This window comes from Cognataquiflexum nitidum, assembly GCF_022538055.1.
Taxonomy (GTDB): Bacteria; Bacteroidota; Bacteroidia; order Cytophagales; family Cyclobacteriaceae; genus Cognataquiflexum; species Cognataquiflexum nitidum.
In genome coordinates this window covers 104,762-123,202 of sequence record NZ_JAKZAM010000010.1, presented here as the reverse complement: position 1 = coordinate 123,202, position 18,441 = coordinate 104,762, and the positions used below count along the sequence as shown (strand labels likewise).

At 39.7% G+C, this 18,441-nt stretch carries 18 protein-coding genes; 12 read left to right on the top strand and 6 right to left on the bottom strand.

Going from position 1 to position 18,441, the window contains the following annotated elements; genetic code table 11:
• Nucleotides 1-18 precede the first annotated feature (18 nt).
• The 3 genes from MMU07_RS08940 to MMU07_RS08930 are packed head-to-tail and all read right to left on the bottom strand — an operon-like array spanning nt 19 to nt 2,868.
• Nucleotides 19-435: an ATP-binding protein gene (locus tag MMU07_RS08940; RefSeq protein ID WP_241125523.1), complete on the bottom strand. Its 417-nt coding sequence runs from the start codon at nt 433-435 to the stop codon at nt 19-21.
• A 3-nt stretch (nt 436-438) separates the two neighbouring features.
• Nucleotides 439-771, bottom strand: a complete 333-nt coding sequence (locus MMU07_RS08935; RefSeq protein WP_241125522.1) for an STAS domain-containing protein — start codon at nt 769-771, stop codon at nt 439-441.
• A gap of 30 nt (nt 772-801) precedes the next feature.
• Nucleotides 802-2,868 carry a GAF domain-containing SpoIIE family protein phosphatase gene (locus MMU07_RS08930; protein ID WP_241125521.1) on the bottom strand — a complete coding sequence of 689 codons (2,067 nt, stop codon included), beginning with the start codon at nt 2,866-2,868 and terminating at the stop codon, nt 802-804.
• Between the two features lie 93 nt (nt 2,869-2,961).
• Between MMU07_RS08930 and MMU07_RS08925 the strand changes: the two genes are divergently transcribed.
• Together MMU07_RS08925 and MMU07_RS08920 are read left to right on the top strand one after the other, a co-directional pair.
• Nucleotides 2,962-3,681, top strand: a complete 720-nt coding sequence (locus MMU07_RS08925; protein WP_241125520.1) for a DUF4197 domain-containing protein — start codon at nt 2,962-2,964, stop codon at nt 3,679-3,681.
• A gap of 222 nt (nt 3,682-3,903) precedes the next feature.
• On the top strand, nt 3,904-4,851 hold the full coding sequence (locus tag MMU07_RS08920) for a hypothetical protein (RefSeq protein WP_241125519.1): 948 nt from the start codon (nt 3,904-3,906) through the stop codon (nt 4,849-4,851).
• Nucleotides 4,852-4,889: 38 nt separating this feature from the next.
• Here the strand turns inward: MMU07_RS08920 and MMU07_RS08915 are convergent, their stop codons facing one another.
• Together MMU07_RS08915 and hemW are read right to left on the bottom strand one after the other, a co-directional pair.
• On the bottom strand, nt 4,890-5,204 hold the full coding sequence (locus MMU07_RS08915; RefSeq protein WP_241125518.1) for a DciA family protein: 315 nt from the start codon (nt 5,202-5,204) through the stop codon (nt 4,890-4,892).
• 21 nt (nt 5,205-5,225) lie between these two features.
• Nucleotides 5,226-6,353, bottom strand: coding sequence for a radical SAM family heme chaperone HemW (gene hemW, locus MMU07_RS08910; RefSeq protein WP_241125517.1), 1,128 nt, complete (start codon nt 6,351-6,353; stop codon nt 5,226-5,228).
• Between the two features lie 47 nt (nt 6,354-6,400).
• On the opposite strand from hemW, the gene MMU07_RS08905 reads away from it, so the two are divergent.
• From MMU07_RS08905 to porN, 8 genes are all read left to right on the top strand, one after another.
• The gene (locus tag MMU07_RS08905) at nt 6,401-8,125 is read left to right on the top strand and encodes a BamA/TamA family outer membrane protein (RefSeq protein WP_241125516.1); all 1,725 of its coding nucleotides are present in this window, start codon (nt 6,401-6,403) and stop codon (nt 8,123-8,125) included.
• Between the two features lie 3 nt (nt 8,126-8,128).
• Nucleotides 8,129-9,247 carry a DUF4271 domain-containing protein gene (locus tag MMU07_RS08900; protein ID WP_241125515.1) on the top strand — a complete coding sequence of 373 codons (1,119 nt, stop codon included), beginning with the start codon at nt 8,129-8,131 and terminating at the stop codon, nt 9,245-9,247.
• A 35-nt stretch (nt 9,248-9,282) separates the two neighbouring features.
• Nucleotides 9,283-10,059, top strand: coding sequence for a uroporphyrinogen-III synthase (locus MMU07_RS08895; protein WP_241125514.1), 777 nt, complete (start codon nt 9,283-9,285; stop codon nt 10,057-10,059).
• Between the two features lie 74 nt (nt 10,060-10,133).
• Nucleotides 10,134-11,105 carry a PorP/SprF family type IX secretion system membrane protein gene (locus MMU07_RS08890; RefSeq protein WP_241125513.1) on the top strand — a complete coding sequence of 324 codons (972 nt, stop codon included), beginning with the start codon at nt 10,134-10,136 and terminating at the stop codon, nt 11,103-11,105.
• A 119-nt stretch (nt 11,106-11,224) separates the two neighbouring features.
• Nucleotides 11,225-12,319 (top strand): T9SS ring complex lipoprotein PorK/GldK, encoded by a 1,095-nt coding sequence (porK, locus tag MMU07_RS08885; protein WP_241125512.1) that lies wholly within the window; start codon nt 11,225-11,227, stop codon nt 12,317-12,319.
• A 49-nt stretch (nt 12,320-12,368) separates the two neighbouring features.
• Entirely contained in the window at nt 12,369-13,169 is an 801-nt protein-coding gene (gene porL, locus MMU07_RS08880; RefSeq protein ID WP_241125511.1) for a type IX secretion system motor protein PorL/GldL, read from the top strand.
• A gap of 40 nt (nt 13,170-13,209) precedes the next feature.
• Nucleotides 13,210-14,811: a type IX secretion system motor protein PorM/GldM gene (gene porM, locus MMU07_RS08875; protein ID WP_241125510.1), complete on the top strand. Its 1,602-nt coding sequence runs from the start codon at nt 13,210-13,212 to the stop codon at nt 14,809-14,811.
• Nucleotides 14,812-14,856: 45 nt separating this feature from the next.
• Nucleotides 14,857-15,666, top strand: a complete 810-nt coding sequence (gene porN, locus MMU07_RS08870; RefSeq protein ID WP_241125509.1) for a type IX secretion system ring subunit PorN/GldN — start codon at nt 14,857-14,859, stop codon at nt 15,664-15,666.
• A gap of 198 nt (nt 15,667-15,864) precedes the next feature.
• On the opposite strand, the gene MMU07_RS08865 is transcribed toward porN, so the two are convergent.
• Nucleotides 15,865-16,287 (bottom strand): nucleoside-diphosphate kinase, encoded by a 423-nt coding sequence (locus tag MMU07_RS08865; RefSeq protein WP_241125508.1) that lies wholly within the window; start codon nt 16,285-16,287, stop codon nt 15,865-15,867.
• A 187-nt stretch (nt 16,288-16,474) separates the two neighbouring features.
• On the opposite strand from MMU07_RS08865, the gene MMU07_RS08860 reads away from it, so the two are divergent.
• Nucleotides 16,475-17,515: a DHH family phosphoesterase gene (locus MMU07_RS08860; protein WP_241125507.1), complete on the top strand. Its 1,041-nt coding sequence runs from the start codon at nt 16,475-16,477 to the stop codon at nt 17,513-17,515.
• The gene (locus MMU07_RS08855) at nt 17,502-18,440 is read left to right on the top strand and encodes an FKBP-type peptidyl-prolyl cis-trans isomerase (protein WP_241125506.1); all 939 of its coding nucleotides are present in this window, start codon (nt 17,502-17,504) and stop codon (nt 18,438-18,440) included. Before MMU07_RS08860 ends, MMU07_RS08855 begins: the two co-directional genes overlap by 14 nt.
• The last annotated feature ends 1 nt before the right edge of the window (nt 18,441 follow it).

Below are 18,441 nucleotides of genomic sequence, written 5' to 3'. Positions count from 1 at the left end.
AGATATCCTAATTAACAATTATTTGGAATTCAGAATTTTATATAACCTGCAGATATTTTTATTTTCCAAGGATTCAAACTCTATTTTGTCCATTATCCTTTTTACCAAAATGATGCCAAGGCCTCCTTTTCTCTTTGATTTGATCACTTGTGATATTTCCGGTTCTTGGTATTCGAGTATATTAAATCCTTTTCCAAAATCCAGTATTTCAAAAACAACGAGACTTTGGGACGAAACCACATTGAGGTCAATGTATTCTTTGGAATTACAATCATGGGAATGGATAATCAGGTTGGCACATACTTCTTCCACAGCCAAGATCACCTGATGCTGCTCAATGTCTGACAACAAGGTTTTATTTAGAATCGCTTCCAAAAACTGTCTCAAGTCAGACAATTGGGATGTATCGCAATATAATCTTAATTGGGAATTCATAATTTAATCCTTCAGGGCTTCTTCTTTAGTAGGCCGGATAGTGATCAGTTGGTCTAGTCCCAAAATATGGAACACCTGAAAAACCTTATCTTTAAGGTCAAAAATGACCATTTTGACATTATTTTCTTCAAAATCATCCAGGTAAGACATAAACACTCCCAATCCCGCAGAAGAAATATAATCCAACTCGGAACAGTCTATCAAGATTTTTTTTGCCCCCTCCTGTACTACCTCACTGACAGCAGCATCAAGTTCGACGGAGTTGCTCGCATCGATTTCTCCTGTCAATATCAGTACCCAATTTCCATCTTCAATATGTTTTTCTATGTTAAGCATCTTCTTAATTACGGTTTTGTAAGTGTTTGGTTATGAGTTGAACTTGATCACCATGATGGAAAAATCATCATCGGGTATTCCCCCCTCCCCTACAAATTGATAGACTTGATCAATAATTCTTTCCTGAATTTTTTCTGCACTTAGATTTTTATATTTCACAAGAGAGGCTTTCAGGTTGTCATAACCGAATTCAACTCCTTTTTCATCTTTGGCTTCAATGATGCCGTCGGTATACAGCACCAGAATATCTTCTTTTTCATACTGAAATTCCGACTCGTGGATGTAGTTTCTGTAGTTGAGGTTTCTCACAATCCCCAAACCCAAACCATCGGCACTCAGGTATTCTGCTTTGTCTGTACTATGGTCATAAAATAAGGTAGGGCAATGGCCCGCACGGCTGTATTTGATGGTCTGTAGGTTGGTATCCAAAAGAAAATAGGAGGTGGTGATAAAGTGGTTTCTTTCCAAACATTGGCTTAGCGCAGTATTTGCTTTGTACAAAAACTCCCCGGGGCTCGGTTTGAGCTGAACCAAACTGTGAAAGATACCTTTCATTTGGGACATATTGAAGGCAGCAGAAGTACCCTTCCCGGAGACATCTCCTATAATTATGGCAAAGACTCCCTCGTCCAGGTTTTTGGTTTCATAATAATCTCCGCCGACTTCATCTGCTGCGACTGAAAATCCGCAAATCTCAAATTTTTCATTGTGGTGCAGTTCCTTTGGCAAGAGACTCCGCTGCACGCGTTGGGCTATTTTTAACTCTTCTTTGTACCTTTCTGTTTTGATGGCTTCATTCAGCAACCTGTAATTTTCCACTGATATGGAGGCCTGACCGACAAATGTGGTGATGATATTGATCATCTCTTTGTTGAATCCATCCCTTACCTCCTTGACCAGATACATCCTTCCGATTGTTTTTTTATTGACTACCAAAGGAATCAAAAAGGCTGATTTATAAATGTTGTGCGGTATTTTTCCATAAAACTTCTTAGAATCATTGTCCTCCAGCGACCAATCAAACTCCGAAAATGGCTTGATGGTTTGGAACAAAGCAATGATCTCCTCACGGATTTCCTCATCAATGAACCTTTTCTGGATCATTTGGGGAATATTGTCCTTGTCCAAAATCTCCAGCCAGCCCCCGTCAGCATAAGAAGCACTCATGCTGGAGTCAATCAATATATCCAAGACTTGGCTTTCGTCCTGCCCTGGTTTGATGGATTGGCTTAGCCGCTGAAAATTGATGGCTTCCACCAGTTTTTGCTCAAAAACAGAAGAAGTAGGCAGATTGAAAAGTGTTACCAAAAAACTGAACAGCGCATAGATAAATACAAAGGCAAAAAGCCCAATCAAAAATAAATTATCAGTAAGGTTGACAAAAGAAGTGACACCGATGTCGCTGTATGACGATAAACTGGAAAATAGAAAAGTGGTGCAGACTAAGATAATAACCAGAAAAAGAATGGATTTCCATTTCTCTTTGAAAGTCAGGTAAGGAATCCACTTTAGGTTAATAGAGAGTGAAGCAGAAAATATCGAAAGGAAAACCAATCCAAAAATGAAGCTATAGTCGAAATCATTTTCGTTGATGAATACAAAAAACATGCTTATCAGCATCAAGACCTCAAAAGCTTGCCATTGTTGAACTACCTTTTTGGATTTTTGATACAGGATCAGGTGCTTCCAAAGCAAAGAAGTGGATATCAGAAACAGTGTAATAAAAGCAAAATTGACATGATAGAAAAAATTGCTCACCAAAGGATCTGAACCCAATTTGCTCTCCCCTAACATCAAATAAAAAATGCTGATTCCAAAGGAAATAAATGTCGCCAAAAGCCCAGTCGATACCCCGCGCCATATAAGATTGAGAAAATCAATGTTCTCGTTTTTATTGATCGAATAGTTGTAAAAAATATAAACAAGAATAAAGAACAGGATTTCAAGAATGTAGGATATCTCAGGTGCGAGGGTATTTTCCATCTGATTTACTGATTGGAAAATCCTCGTGATGTCTACAAAAAGCAAAGCCAACCAAGTCAGGATGGCCACCAAAATACTTATTTTACCGATATTTGGAGTAGGGAGCTTAAGCATTCTTGGAAATTGAATACAATAATACTGAAACAAACTTAATTTTCCTGACAGCGTTAAATGCCATGTGTCTAAATAAATGTTAAAAAAAAACCTATGCGATTTTACAAGATTTCTTTTCTGGTATTTTTTGTTTTCCTATACAGTTGCTCCTCGGCACAGATCAATAAACTGATCAAGGATGTCACCTCCGGTCAGATTTCTCTGTCTCAGGATGAAGTTGCGGCGGGATTGAAAGAAGCGCTCGAGCAGGGAATAGTGAAAGGGACTGACCTTGCCTCAAAGACTGATGGCTACTTCAAAAACGACCTGATCAAGATCCTCCTTCCTGAGGATGCCCAAAAAGTAGAAAAAACCCTCCGAAATATGGGGCTTGGCAGCGAAGTGGACAGGGCCTTGCTCGCCATCAACCGCGGTGCGGAAAGCGCAGCCATCGAGGCAAAGCCTATTTTTGTGAATGCCATCAAGCAGATGAATATCCAGGATGCACTCGGAATCTTAAAAGGAGAGCCGACAGCCGCCACGGATTTTTTGAAAAGGACAACCAATGCCCAACTGGTGGCGCTCTTCCAACCTAAAATCCAAACTTCCTTGGATGAAGTAGGTGCGACCAAGTACTATGGAGACCTGGCCAATTCCTTTAATAAAATCCCGCTTACCAAGCAAAAAGTCAATCCTGACCTGAATGCTTATGTGACCCAAAAGGCAATAGATGGTCTATTTGTGCTGATTGCCGAGGAAGAAAAAAACATCCGCGAGAATCCCTTGGGAAGGACTTCAGACCTGATGAAGAAGGTTTTTGCGCAGCAGGATTAGTATATTTGATTCCAAAATAGTTGCATGAAAATTCATAATGCGGTATTAAGTATAGTTGGTATTTGCTTTTTGTATTCTTGTTCAGGGGTTGAAAAAACTCCTGAACAAGTTTTTCAAATAGAAATATCTGAAAAGAAGACATTGGATATTTCAGGATCTGGGCTTTCGTCCCAATTCCCATTCAAGGTTTCGCCTCTTTTTGAAAATCAAAATGCCTTTCTGATGAGTCATTCTTTTAGCAGATCAATAGATACTGTGTTTTTGGATATTGATGAAAATCCAATCAAGAAAGGAATTGAGATTCCATATGAAGGGCCAAATGGAATAGAATCATTTAATTATTTTTTTCCTTTTGCAGATAATTTTCTTTTCATGGATAATACCACTATTTACATTCCTCATAACGGGGTTGTTAATAGGAAAGTATTGGGAAAAAGCCTATTCGGTATTGAGAAAGGTCTTTCATTCATAGAGAATTCCACATCACCCGTTTTCATTTTATCTAATCCGAACCTAAAGGACTTGTATTTTTTTTCAGACAATTTTCATACTGATCAGCTTTCCTTAATTCATTACAATTTGGAAAAAGATAGTTTTTCAGATATGCCATTTTCACCTTTGAAAAAGATAAAAAGACATATGATCCAATTAGCTCAACCAAATGGTGACAAATTGGCTAAGGTTAACAATGCTTTTAAACCAGGATTGTTGGTTACAGATTTGGGTTGCATTATTTCGTATCCATTTTGTGCTGATTTTCAATTTTTCAATTTCTCTTCCAAAAAGACTGAAATTTTCGAGCCGAATTCTGACATGTTCAAAAGAGAAAAAAAAGAACCGGAAATCATCCCCGGTGATATGGATCTGCCAAAATTCTTAACAATTTCAAAAACTTGGAGTGATGATATCGAATTTGGACCATTCTGTATTTTAGAAAACAACACTTTTTTCAGAATTGTGAGGGGAGAACTAATTGAAGGTAAAAGTTCAAAATTTTTGGAATTGTTTGACTCTTCCTTTGAAAAAATTCAGGAAATAGACCTTAGCTCACTTGAAACCGATCTTTCGTTTTTCTATTTTCCTTTAGGAAATAGGATTTTCATAAAAGCTGCAGATCAGCCTGTGGAGGATCTATTAAATTACTATTTGATTCAAATCAAGGGAAAGTGACCGAATTTTTGACAGAGAAAAAAAATTGCTATTTGAATTTAAAGAAATACTATTTCCTCGATCACTCCTTTGCCAAACTTGGCCTCAATCAAGTCCATGACTTTGGTCCGGTTCATTTTCAGTTCATTCTTGACTGGTCCGGAGTTGATTTTTACAAAAAGTTTCTTTTCCTTGATATACAGGCCTGTGGTGCGGGAGGCGACCATTTTGCCCATCATTTCCGGCCATGCCTGCAAAAGCAACCTTTCGTCAAACTTATCTTTGAGCCGGTAAGCTTTCAGCAAATCATCAAAAGCCTCCTTCAAGGGTGTCGCTTCTTTCTTTCTTCCTCCGTTGTTGCCGTACTTTTCCATCGTATCCAAAGGTAATTTTATTTAAGGTAAAAAAAGAGATTCGGCGATGCTGTCTGCCAACAATCTTCCTTTTTGGGTCAGGATGATTTTGTTGGTTTCTTCCAGAATGAGTTTTTCTTGCCTCAGCATCGGGAAGATGTCTTTTTTCAAATCTGCCAAGTCCCAACCCAAATTGTCCTTTAGATAAGTCAGGTCCGTTCCCCAAATGGTTCTCAGAGAAGTGAGGATGTAATCATTGGCAGCATCTTCATCACTGAGGATTTCTTTGGCGTAAATGCTTTCCCCGGTTTTCAACTTTTTAATGTATTGGGCATTGTTGGCAATATTCGAACCCCGGCTTTTTCCGTCAAAGGAATGCGCACTTGGGCCTATTCCCAGATAAGGAACTCCAAGCCAATAATTGGTATTGTGGAGGGCAAACTGTCCAGGCTTACCAAAATTCGAAATCTCGTATTGGACATAGCCGGCGTCTTCCATGGACTGCATCAGGATTTCAAATTGCTCAGCAGCAAAATCCTCCGAAGCTGCCTTGTATTTTCCTTTTTTGTGCCAATTTCCCAAAGCGGTTTTTGGTTCGACAGTCAGACAATAGCTGCTGATGTGTCCCGGATTTTGGGTTAAGGCGATTTCAAGGTCTCTTTTCCAGACATCATGACTGTCAGAAGGAAATCCATAGATCAAATCAACCGACAGCTTTTCAAATCCCATTGATTTTGCGGATTCAATGGCTTTCAATGATTCCTCCGCTGTATGTGCGCGGTTATAAAATTTCAGGATCTCAGGGTTGAAGGTCTGTATGCCGATACTTAACCTGTCAATTCCCAAAGCTTTCCAGGATTCGAGGCTTGAGGTACTGAGGTCATCGGGATTTGCTTCCAGCGTTACTTCCTCCAGATCCAAAGGATACCATTTGGAGATTGTTTCCAAAATCTTTTCCAAATGGGATTTGGAAAGCAGTGAGGGTGTACCTCCTCCAAAATAAACCGTTCTGACGGGAGTTTCTTTTGGCAAAAAGTCTTTTCTCTGTTTGAGCTCTATACAAATGGAATCCACCATCTCCTCGATCAGGTCTTTGCTGGTACTGAAGTGAAAATCACAATAGTGACAAGCCTGCTTACAAAAAGGAATATGGATGTAGATACCGGACAATTTATTTACTTTTAGCCGTCAAAGATACTCAAACCTACCAGTCAAAGGTGAAAAGAATCCTAATTTTCCTGTTTCCATTATTTTGTGCATTTGCTTCTCCGGGATACTCCCAAGGAGGAAAATGGCTCCGTTGGGAATTGGTGGGAGCACTGTCGCTTCAGGAAGATCAGGTATTGAGAGATTCGGTATCCCTTTCTAACTTTATCAAGGGCAAATACCAGGAGCTGTACAGTCTTGGCTATTTGGCACCGCAAGAATCCAAGGTAAAATCCAATGCGGATTCACTTTGGCTGAGGGTGAATACCGGAGACAGGTTTGAATGGGTGACATTAAAGCAAGGCAATGTCGATCCTGTATTACTGGTCAAAACCGGCGTTGATTTGAGAAGATTTGATGGAAGGCCTTTTGATTACAGACAGGTTTCAAGACTTTTTGAGTCCATATTAAAAGAATCTGAGAATAAAGGCTATCCTTTTGCAGCCATCAGGATTGACAGTTTGGCTAGGACTGAGAAGGGATTTTCGGGCGCATTGGCATTGGATTCAGGCCCAAGGATTACTTTCGATACCTTAAAAATTACCGGAGATACCAAAACCAAGCCGGAGTTTATTTCCAGGTTTTTACAGATCAAACCAGGGGAATCCTTTTCCCAAAGGAAAATAGATGACGGAATCCGCCAAATACGTGGACTGCCCTATCTTAAGTGGGCCGGTGAACCTGAATTGAGTTTTCAAAATGAAGAGGCCACCCTATACCTTCCTGTGAGCGACCGCAGGATCAATTCCATTGATGGTATCATCGGCTTTTTGCCAAATGAGAATGAAGGTGGAAAATTGTTGGTGACCGGTCAATTTGATATAGCCTTATATAATGTGGCGGGAACAGGACGAAATTACGAACTGCATTGGCAGCGGTTCAACCAATTTTCGCAAACATTGAAGATTACGGGGTTTGAGCCTTTGCTTTTGGGGTCTAATATTGATGCAGGTATTTCTTTTTCTTTATTAAAAGAAGATACCACTTTTCTCAACAGGGATTTTAGACTCAATTTTGGTTACAGGGTCAGCTCTGACGGCTATGTCAGTTTTTTTACAAGACGTCAGGCTGGAGACCTGCTAGCGGTAAATGGGCTCGAAGAAAGCACCCAACTTCCGGAGGCAGGTGATTTCAGGTTCAACAATTATGGGCTCAACTACCGGCATATATGGTTGGACGATATTTTTTTTCCAAGAAGAGGCGCACTTGCTCAGGTAGAATTTGCGATAGGCAACAAAAACATATTACAGAATACCGGACTTTCGCCGGAATTGTATGAAGGGATTGAACTCAAGACGCTGCAGTATTACATGGAGGCGAGGTTTGAAAAGCATTTCTACCTTTCACCGCGATGGGGAATTTTTACCAGACTTGCCGGCGGGTTGGTAGAAAACAAAAATATCCTGCTGAATGACCTCTTCCGGATCGGAGGCCTCCAGAGTATCAGGGGATTCAATGAGAACTTCTTTTTTGCTGACAAATACCTTTATCTCAATTTTGAGCCGAGGTTTTATTTTGATAGCTACTCTTATTTTATGATTTTTGCCGATATGGGGAGATTGGAAAACAACGTTCAGAATTTTGGGACAGATCAAACCTTCTCTGCGGGAATGGGATTCAGTCTTGAGACAGGAAACGGTGTATTCAATTTTATATATGGTCTAGGCAGGTCTAATATACAGGATTTTTCTCTCAACCTTTCTAAAATCCACTTTGGATATACCGGTAGATTCTAACAGATGAAAACAGCATATATCAGGTTTTTCCTATTTCTTCTTTTTGCCGGAATTTCTTTTGGAGGATTTTCGCAGGTTTTGGAAAATTATAATACAGGAATTCGGGAAATGTATCCTGAGACCATCCGTAAGTCCAATGCCAAAATCCAGGTCAAATTAGATTTGAAAACATTTCCAAACAGTTATTTTAGATTGGCTTTTCCGGGAGAATCTACATTGTTTTTGGATGATAAATTATGGCTGCAAACAACTTTTGATACCCTATTTGTAATTCCTTTGGATGACTTTCGGAATTTTGTGGCAGAATCAGATTCTACGGGGACACTGCTTACAATTATCAAAACAGGCATCAATTCAAGCAATGTTTCAGTAGAAAAAGGTTTTTTTGAAAATTATCAGGCACCATTGGAAAAGGTGGACGTAGAAAAACTCCTCCCTGAGAAAAGAGAGGTGGATAACTTCAATGATTTCTTCTTTTTTGCGATCGTCAGTATCTTGTTTTTGATTGCAGTATACAAGTTGATATATCCTTTGGTGCTAAAATTGATCTTGATGCCCACTTCGGTCTTTTCTGCGGAGGATTTCTCAGAATCAAATTCTGTTCAGAAGTTTTTCTCCCTGGATGTTATCTTTTATTTGTTGCTGATGAATATGATGGCCTTTTTGCTGCTGATGCTCTGTGTAAAGGCAGTAGGCAATGAAAGTCTTCAGTTTATTGTAAGCGGAGACCTTAACCAACACTTTTTAAGCTGGCTTTTGGGTTCTTCCATACTCATTCTGGTTGCGGTATTGAAATTTACTTTGCTGAGATTCTTGGGATTTGTGTTTGATTTGAAAAAAATAGTGGTGCCGCACTTTTTTTATATGCTTCGGATTATTTCCATAACAATATTTGTTATGGCCTTGATTGTCAGTATAATTGTTTTGAATGATTTCTTTGAATTGGCAATTACAATAAAATATTTGCTTTATGGCTTTTTTTGGATTTATGTGGTTGGGGTGCTCATGTTGTTTCTGATTATGTCAAATAGGGTGTCCTTTAAAAATTACCATTTATTTGTTTACATTTGCAGCGCAGAAATAGTCCCCTTTTTAATCCTTTCGAAGGTAATTATCGGGTAAATTCAAGTGGAAAAGTTCAAATGCTGAAGTGAAATATGACGACTAAATCTCCTAAAGACAGATTAAACCAGGTAAAAAGCATCTTAGTTTCACAGCCGAAGCCGACAGATGAGAAATCACCATATTTTCAATTAGCTGAAAAGTATAATTTAAAGATCGATTTCAGGCCTTTTATTCAAGTTGAACCGGTTTCGGTCAAGGATTTTAGAAGGCAGAAGATCGATATTCTGAAGCATACGGCTATCATCTTTACCAGCAGGAATGCGATAGACCATTTTTTTACGATCTGCAAGGAATTGAAAGTGGAAATGCCAGCAGACATGAAATATTTCTGTATTTCTGACCAAACGGCCCACTACCTTCAAAAGTACATCGTGATCAGAAAGCGTAAGCTTTACGTAGGTCAAAAAACAGCCGCTGACCTTTTTGATTATTTTAAAAAGCATAAATCAGAGAAATATCTTTTTCCTTGTTCTGATATACGAAAGGATGAAATTCCGGAGTATATGGCCAAGAACAATATTTCCTACACAGAGGCAATCATCTACCATACTGTAGCTGCTGACCTTTCGGACCTGAGAGATATCAAATATGACATTCTCGCTTTTTTCTCCCCTTCAGGGATTAAATCTTTGAAGCAGAACTTTCCGGATTTCCAACAAAATAATACTAGGATTGCAGCTTTTGGTCCCACCACAGCCAAGGAGGTCAGAGAACAAAATTTAATTCTTGACATTGAAGCCCCCATGCCAAATGCACCAAGTATGACAGGGGCACTCGAACTTTACATAAAAAAGGCAAATAATTTGTGATATTTTCAATCTTTTATGGCAAAAATGAGTTTAATTGTGTAGAATAAAGTTTACTTCATCAGTTTTAATGGTACATGGTTAAACGTAATTTTACGATATTCAAATGCCTCCTGTTGATCTGGGCAGGGGTTTTTTTTGTTTCGGGCGTCAATGGCCAACAGGATGCACAGTTTACCCAGTACATGTATAATGGCGGATATTTCAATCCTGCTTTTGCAGGGAAAGAATCCGGATACAGATTTTCTGCCCTTCATAGGTCACAATGGCTAAATTATTCAGGTACCAATGGACCCGCTCCGATTACCCAACTGGTTACTGCCGCAGGATCGATTGACAAACTCAAATTGGGAGTTGGCTTAAATTTTGTGAACGATAATATTGGCCCAACGACAAATCAGGAAGCAAACCTCTCGGTAGGGTACCATAAAAAACTAAGGAGAGGTGTTTTGAGTTTAGGAATTATGGGAGGTGTTTTTGCTACTACGATACGTTTTGATGAACTGGATTTTGTAAATCCTGATCCTAGACTTCCGGCGACAGGAAGCGAAACACAGATGAATTTCAACTTTGGTGCGGGCGCCATCTATGACCGTACAAAATATTATATAGGAATTAGCAGCCGACATTTGAATGAACCGGGTTTTGACTTTGGAGAGGGATCTGTAGAGAACCAATTGAAAAACCACTCCTACTTGTTGGTCGGATATAGGATCAAAACTTTCGCACAGTGGAATTTTGAGCCTAGCGTTTTGTTGAAAACAGTTTCCTTTAATAATTTTTCCTACGATGTCAGCGTTATAGCCACATACAATCAAAAGGTAAGTGGAGGGTTGGCCTTCAGAGGTGAAGAATCAGTATCTCTGTTGATGGGATACAGTATACTCAAAGATAATTCCCTAAGGATAGGATACGCCTTTGATCTAGTAGTCGGAGGGATAGAAGCCAAGTCTCCGACGAGTCACGAATTCATGTTATCCTATGTACTTCCGGATGTAAGTCGGGAGTTCCAAAGAACAATCCAACGTACTCCGAGATTTAGGTTTTAAAAAAAAATATTGGAAATTCAGTAATTAAATTTGTGTATTTCTAAGAATTTACTTTAATTTTCGCTCTTGTTGCTTATCCAAAAAGTGGCATGAATTTGATAAATGGTTTAATGTAATTTATGTCTAAAAAAATGAAGACACGCGTTTTGAGCATAATTTTAGCGGTTTTGGTAGTGGTAGTATTACCGAGTTGCGGACTTTTGGGCAAGAAAGGATCTGCCAGTGAAAAAGACAATAGAAGGGGTGAAGTTACGGGTGTTCCCAAGAGGGTAATCTGGCAACAAATCCTTCCTCAAGAAATGGTGCCGGTCAAGGCCGGAACTTTTTGGATGGGACAGGCTGATGAAGATATAGCCTTCTCTCAATCATCGTTGAACAAGCAGATTACGATCTCCGAATTTTATATGGATAAGTATGAAGTATCCAACAACAAATACAGACAGTTCATTGAAGCCGTCAGGTTAGGCGAGTACACCTATAGCACTCCGACAACTTTAAAAGACGCACCTACTTTTGACCTGAACGCTGTACTTCCTGACACGACAGTCTGGAACACAAGTTTTACTTATCACTATGGGGATCCATTGATGGAGTTTTACTTTGACCACCCTGCTTTTGACAATTACCCAGTGGTAGGGGTCAGCTGGGAACAGGCAAATATGTACTGTCAGTGGAGAACCTATCACCTGAATGCAAATGACAAAGCGGATTTTGACTACCCTCCTTTTAGGTTACCTTCTGAAGCGGAATGGGAATATGCAGCCAAAGGTGGAAAAGAAGTGGCAAAATACCCTTGGGGCGGACCTTATTTGAAAAATAAAAGAGGCTGTCTGATGGCAAACTTCAAACCAGGCAGAGGAAATTATATTGATGACGGATTTGCCTATACTGCACCGGTTGATGTTTTTGCTCCAAACGGCTTTGGACTATACAATATGTCCGGCAACGTAGCAGAATGGGTATTGGATTCCTACAATGCTGTCAGTGGATCTGTGACTTGGGATTTGGACCCTAGATATGATGATCCCAATGAAAAAAGGAAAGTAGTTCGTGGCGGTTCTTGGAAAGATATCGCTCACTACCTCGAAACAAGTACAAGAACCTACGAATTCCAGGATGTGAAAACAGCACACATCGGATTCAGAACTGCCATGACCTATCTGGGTAGATCAGGTTCAATGGATGTCAGTAACAACAGAAGAAGAAAAAAGTAAATCGAATAACATCTTAATCACTCACTCACCTCTAAATTTTTAAAAAAAAATGGCAACAAAAAACAAATCATTCATGAACGTATTTTACGGGGATATCATGCCAAAAATATATGGTATCGGTGCTGCCGTAGTTATCCTTGGAGCTATGTTCAAAATCCTAGATTGGCCTTTCGCAAGTTTGATGATCGGTGTGGGACTTTCCACAGAGGCCGCAATATTTTTCTTATCTGCATTTGAGCCAAAGCATGAAGAAGTAGACTGGTCCAAAGTTTATCCTGAATTAGCCGGTGATGAACCAGCAGAACGAAAATCCACCAAAAAAGAGCCAAAAGACAACCTTAGCCAAAAGTTTGACGAAATGTTGGCGAATGCCAAAATCGGCCCCGAATTGTTTGACAGCTTGGGTAAAGGAATCCAAAACCTTGCTACCTCTGCAGAAAAAATGGGAACCATCGCTGATGCGGCTGTTGCCACTAATGAGTATGCAAGCAACGTAAAGACAGCCTCCAAGACTTTGGTCGACATCAACCAGTCTTACGGAAAAACTGCCATGGCACTCACTGAACTTTCATCTGCGTCTGCAGATGCAAAAGAATACCACAGCCAAGTAGTATCAGTTACCAAAAACCTTTCTGCACTGAACAATGTGTATGAAATGGAATTGTTGGATGCCCAATCACACCTCAAAACGCTCAATAAGTTCTATTCCAACATTTCAAATGCAATGGAAGGATTGAATGAGGCAGGCAAAGAAACTGAGCAATTCAAAACTGAATTGGCAAAACTCAACCAAAATGTAAGTTCCTTGAATAAAGTATATGGTGGAATGCTTTCTGCCATGAAAGGATAAGTCTAGTTCATATTTATATTTAATCTTTTAGAAAAATAATATGGCAGGCGGAAAAGAAACACCAAGGCAGCGGATGATTGGTATGATGTACCTCGTATTGACAGCTTTGCTGGCATTGCAGGTGAGTAACCAGATTCTCCAAAAGTTTGTGCTGTTGAACGATGGATTGGAAAGGACTTCCAAAAACTTCATCAACAAAAATGAATTCACTGTTTCCTCTATTGCATCCACAGTAGAAAATCAGGGGAATAACGAAAAAGATGTACCCAAGGTAGATGCTGCAAAGGAAGTCCGTAAGGCAACTTCTGAAATATACGCTTACCTTGAGGAATTGAAGCAAGAGCTCTTGACTGCTTCAAATGCGAAGGATGACCAAGGTCAGTTTAGCAATTCTGCGCTCAAAAACACCGATATCCCGGGCAATATTTTCAATAACAATAAGAAGGGATTTGAAATGCAGGAAAGGTTAAATACTTATCCAAAGCAAATCAGTGAAATTCTTAAGAAGGCAGGTATCGAGTTGAGTTTTGGTGACATCGCAAAGGACGCAAAGGACATTGAAATATTTCAAAATGACAAAGAGGTTAGAAACAAAAATTTCGTTTTTTTGAACTTTGTCAAGTCTCCGGTTGGTGCGGTAATGGCATTGATTTCGCAGTATCAAAATGAGGTTTTGAATATTGAAAGTGAATCTCTAGGAGCAATTACTGCTTCCATCGGTTCGTTCTATTACAAAGCAGATATCGTTGAAGCAAGAATTGCGGCCCAATCAAATGTGGTAGCGGCAGGTACGAAGTTCCAGGCAGACATGTTTATCGCTTCTTCCTCTTCTTCAGATGTACCTCAGATGACAATAGACGGGAGGCCAGTCACAGTAGAAAACGGCTTCGGTAAAATCGAATTTACAGCTACTCCTGCCGGTCAATACGACGATAGGGGTTTGGCCAAAAAAATCCTTAAAGGGGAAATAGTAACGAATGTTGGCGGAGAAGATAAAATTCTTCCTGTAGAATATGAATATTATGTAGCCCAGCCTGTCATCAAAGTAACTTCAGAAGTTGTCAATCAGCTATACGCGGATTGCGCCAATGAATTGTTGATTGATGTACCTGCTTTGGGAAATAGCTACGCACCAAGCTTCACAGTATCTAATGGTTCTTCTATCCAAGGAAGCAAGCCGGGTCAATTGACTGTAATCCCCGGAGGTTCCGGAGAAGTCTTGATCGGCGTAAGCAGTGGAGGCAATAAAATCGGTGATGTATCGTATGATATCAAGCCGGTGCCTGCACCAACTGTCAGGTTGTTTGACGGTAGAGGTCCTATTGATTTGAGTCAGGCTTATCCTGCACCGGGACCGTCTTCATTGATCGTAGAAGCGATTCCTGAGGCAAACTTCGGTAGGACAATGGCAAAAGATGCCAATTTTGAAGTAACAGGTGGTGAAGTTATTCTTCTAAGAAATGAAGTTCCTAGAGAAAAAGTGGCCATCAACGGTAAAAATGTAGCCATCAGAAATCTCTTGGCTTCTGCAAAAAGTGGAGATGCGTTGGTTATCCGTGTTACACAAGTGACCAGAACCAACTTCCGAGGCAATAAAATAACAAACAATCAGCCTGAGATCATCAGGATGGCGATTAAATAAATGATCGATGATGCTTTTAAGGCATGATCATAAACAAAAATGAATATGAAGCTTTATTCAAAAATCTTTGGCCTTTTTTCCCTTGGTCTTTCTCTTCTAAGTATAGAAAGTCATGCGCAAGCAACAAGTGTGAGTCCAGCCGGAACTGGCGATAGACAGTTCAAAATGGACACTGTTTTTTCGGCTCATCCGATTCGTGAAGACGATAAGATGTATCAGATCTCTGTGTGGAGGAGAATTGATCTTAGGGAAAAATACAATCAGCCTCTTTATGGGTCCGGAGATACCAAAAGCGACGGTGTAGTCAATCAGATATATAAAGCCATTGTAGAAGACAATGCACTTGAAGTATTTGCAGATGATAAATTCACCCAGCCTCTTTCGATATCTGATTTCCAATCTAATTTTTGGTTGGCAGCAAACGGTGACAGCATTTTTGTAAAGCAGCTTTATTACCTTGATTTTATGGAAGATTTTGTGTTTGACAAACACCATTCACAAATCAAATTTGACGTGAAATATATTGAGCTAGTCATGCCTTCCCAAACAAACGCCAATGCAGGTCAAAAGACCATCGGTTATGTGAGGTTCAAGGATTTCTACTATCACTTCAAAGACCATCCTGAGGCAAAATGGCTGATTTTCCAAAATACCGCCAAGAACTTAACTTACGATCAGGTTTTCGATCAGAGGTTGTTCAGGTCAGTGGTTAGAAGATACACCAATCCTGACAATGCCTATGTAGCAGATTTGGTGAATTCAAGTCATCCCAATCCTGAATTGCAGGCGTTTTTGAATTCCTTGGAGTTTGAATACAAGCTTCTTGATTTCGAAAATGGACTTTGGGAGTGGTAAAAAAAACTATTTCAACAATGCTTAAAAACAAAGGCTATCAGATCTCTGATAGCCTTTGTTTTTTGGAAAATTGTTGATTGTGGCCTTATTTCCTTTCGTTTATTTTCTTAAAAATGCATCCAAAAAAAAGGCAATCAGATTTTCCTGACTGCCTTTATTAGTTTGGGGATTTTTTTGGACTTCCTAAAATCCTTGAAATTACAATACCCTCTCGAACTGGCTGAAATAAAAATTCCCTTCAATCTGGGCATTTTCATCTGAGTCGGATCCGTGTACAGCATTGGCCTCAATAGAAGTTGCAAACATTTTTCTGATGGTTCCTTCTGCGGCGTTGGCAGGATTGGTAGCACCGATCAATGTTCTGAAATCTTCCACAGCATTGTCTTTTTCCAATATCGCGGCAATGATAGGTCCTGAAGACATATACTTGCATAGGTCCGCATAAAACGGTCTTTCTTTGTGCACTTCATAAAATTTTCCGGCCAATTCTGGTGTCAGTTGTGTCGCCTTTAGCGCTACGATTTTGAATCCTGCCCCTTCAATCATTTTTAAAATTGCCCCGGAATTGCCGGCACCAAATGCGTCCGGCTTGATCATGGTGAAAGTTCTTTTACCTGCCATTGTAATTATTTTTGTAGGTTTAAATGTGGCTGCAAAAATACAGGAATTCATTGAATCTCCGAATAATGGTCGTAAAATCTGTGTTATCTAATTCAGATTTAGACTTTTAGTGCCATTGGGATTTTTCAAAAATTATCCTGACCTTTGCGGACTATGTTCCTTAAGGGGAGTGCACAAAAGCAATCAAATGCGAGAATTAGAGTCATTTAAACATATAATTTCCTCACCCCAGAAAGTAGTCATTACCACCCACCACAAGCCTGACGCCGATGCTTTGGGGTCTTGTCTGGCAATGTCAAACTTCTTAGTGAAACTGGGACATGAAGTGCAGGTAATTACCCCTTCAGATTACCCTTCCTTCCTTCATTGGATGAAGGGCAATGAGGATGTGATGAACTTTGAGGATGGGGCCACAAGGCAAAAAGCCATTGGAATCATCCAAAAGGCCACACTCATTTTTTGTCTGGATTTTTCCTGTCCTAGGAGGATGCAGGACATGCAAGAGTGGGTGGAAAATTCAAAGGCCTATAAGGTAAATATTGACCACCATCAGGATCCTAAAGATTTTGCTGACTTCAGGTATTGGAGCACTTCAGCAGCTGCTACATGTGAATTGATATTTGAATTGATAGTGGCAGTAGGTCACAAAGATTTGATAGATGAAGATATCGCAGAGTGCCTCTATGCAGGTATTATGACAGATACTGGAGGATTCAGACATCCCAATACCACTAAAAATGTCCATCTGATCACAGCAGAATTGATTGGTATTGGTGCCGATAATTCTAAAATCTCACGTTTGATCTATGATACCAATAGTGTCAATAGATTGAAATTTATAGGATTTGCCATCACGAGGAGATTGATGATCATGCAGGATTTGCAGACAGCCTATTTTGCAATTAGCAAAAAAGACCTCAGAAAGTACTGTTCCCAAACAGGCGACACCGAAGGTTTGGTGAACTATGCCTTATCCTTGGATGGCATCAAGATTGCGGCATTGTTTACCGAACGTGAAGATGGAATAAAAATATCCTTCAGGTCTACAGAGGACATTGCGGTCAATAAATTTGCAGCGTCATATTTTGATGGAGGAGGTCATAAAAATGCTTCCGGAGGAAAATCACAATTGACACTGCAAGAGACAACAGAAAAATTTGAAACATTAATAAAAGAAAACTATAATTCCCTATTTATTCAATCTGAACTCCTTCATGAAAAAAATTAATTTCTATTTATTGCCTGCCATAGTTATGGTTTTGGCAACCGGCCTCATGTCTTGTAAGAAAAAACAGACAACTTCAGATGGCATCGAGTATACCTATATCAAAGAGGGAGATGTAGCTCCTAAAAATGGAGAGTATATCCTTTACCACCTTATCGTAAAAACTGATAAGGACTCTACATTTATTTCCACCTATGATCAAAGCATGCCGGGATATATCCTTTTCAATGATTCCTTACCAAGAGAAAGCGGAATGGATGAAATTTTCCTAAGCCTTAAAAAAGGTGACAGCATCGCTTTTGAAGCCAATTCTTTGAAGGTTTTTGGCGAACAGAACATGCCTTTTTTCTTGGATAAGGAGAAAAATGTTAAAATCCAGATTGGTGTAGTAGATATCACAGACCAGCAGGGAGTAGAGGCTTACTTCAATGCCCTTCAGGAAGCGCAGATGAAAAAGCAAGCAGAAAATGCTGTCAAACAATTGGAAATAGATACCAAAATCATCGAGGATTACCTTGCTGAAAAAAATATTCAAGCCACTAGGACAGAATCAGGTCTTTATTACGTCATTGAACAAGAAGGAGCAGGTCCAGAAATAGAAGTCGGTGATTTGGCATTCGTTCATTATGCGGGTTACTTATTGGATGGGACACTTTTTGATTCCAGTATCAAAGAGATTGCCCAGGCCAACAATACTTACAGCGAACAGAGAGATAATATGGGAGGCTATTCTCCTTTGGAAGTTTCTGTTGGGCAGGGAAGAGTAATTCAAGGCTGGGATGAAGGTCTCGCATTATTGAAAAAAGGTGATAAAGCCAAATTCTTTATTCCTTCAACATTGGCCTATGGGGATAGAGACTCTGGTGGACCAATAAAAGCAAACTCTGTACTGATCTTCGACGTAGAAATCACTGAAGTACAAAAATAAA

Coding starts and splice junctions, on each gene's coding strand:
- MMU07_RS08940 (WP_241125523.1), bottom strand. CDS start 435: ATGAATTCCCAATTAAGATTATATTGCGATACATCCCAATTGTCTGAC.
- MMU07_RS08935 (WP_241125522.1), bottom strand. CDS start 771: ATGCTTAACATAGAAAAACATATTGAAGATGGAAATTGGGTACTGATA.
- MMU07_RS08930 (WP_241125521.1), bottom strand. CDS start 2,868: ATGCTTAAGCTCCCTACTCCAAATATCGGTAAAATAAGTATTTTGGTG.
- MMU07_RS08925 (WP_241125520.1), top strand. CDS start 2,962: ATGCGATTTTACAAGATTTCTTTTCTGGTATTTTTTGTTTTCCTATAC.
- MMU07_RS08920 (WP_241125519.1), top strand. CDS start 3,904: ATGAGTCATTCTTTTAGCAGATCAATAGATACTGTGTTTTTGGATATT.
- MMU07_RS08915 (WP_241125518.1), bottom strand. CDS start 5,204: ATGGAAAAGTACGGCAACAACGGAGGAAGAAAGAAAGAAGCGACACCC.
- MMU07_RS08900 (WP_241125515.1), top strand. CDS start 8,129: ATGAAAACAGCATATATCAGGTTTTTCCTATTTCTTCTTTTTGCCGGA.
- MMU07_RS08895 (WP_241125514.1), top strand. CDS start 9,283: ATGACGACTAAATCTCCTAAAGACAGATTAAACCAGGTAAAAAGCATC.
- MMU07_RS08890 (WP_241125513.1), top strand. CDS start 10,134: ATGGTTAAACGTAATTTTACGATATTCAAATGCCTCCTGTTGATCTGG.
- porK (WP_241125512.1), top strand. CDS start 11,225: ATGTCTAAAAAAATGAAGACACGCGTTTTGAGCATAATTTTAGCGGTT.
- porL (WP_241125511.1), top strand. CDS start 12,369: ATGGCAACAAAAAACAAATCATTCATGAACGTATTTTACGGGGATATC.
- porM (WP_241125510.1), top strand. CDS start 13,210: ATGGCAGGCGGAAAAGAAACACCAAGGCAGCGGATGATTGGTATGATG.
- porN (WP_241125509.1), top strand. CDS start 14,857: ATGAAGCTTTATTCAAAAATCTTTGGCCTTTTTTCCCTTGGTCTTTCT.
- MMU07_RS08865 (WP_241125508.1), bottom strand. CDS start 16,287: ATGGCAGGTAAAAGAACTTTCACCATGATCAAGCCGGACGCATTTGGT.
- MMU07_RS08860 (WP_241125507.1), top strand. CDS start 16,475: ATGCGAGAATTAGAGTCATTTAAACATATAATTTCCTCACCCCAGAAA.
- MMU07_RS08855 (WP_241125506.1), top strand. CDS start 17,502: ATGAAAAAAATTAATTTCTATTTATTGCCTGCCATAGTTATGGTTTTG.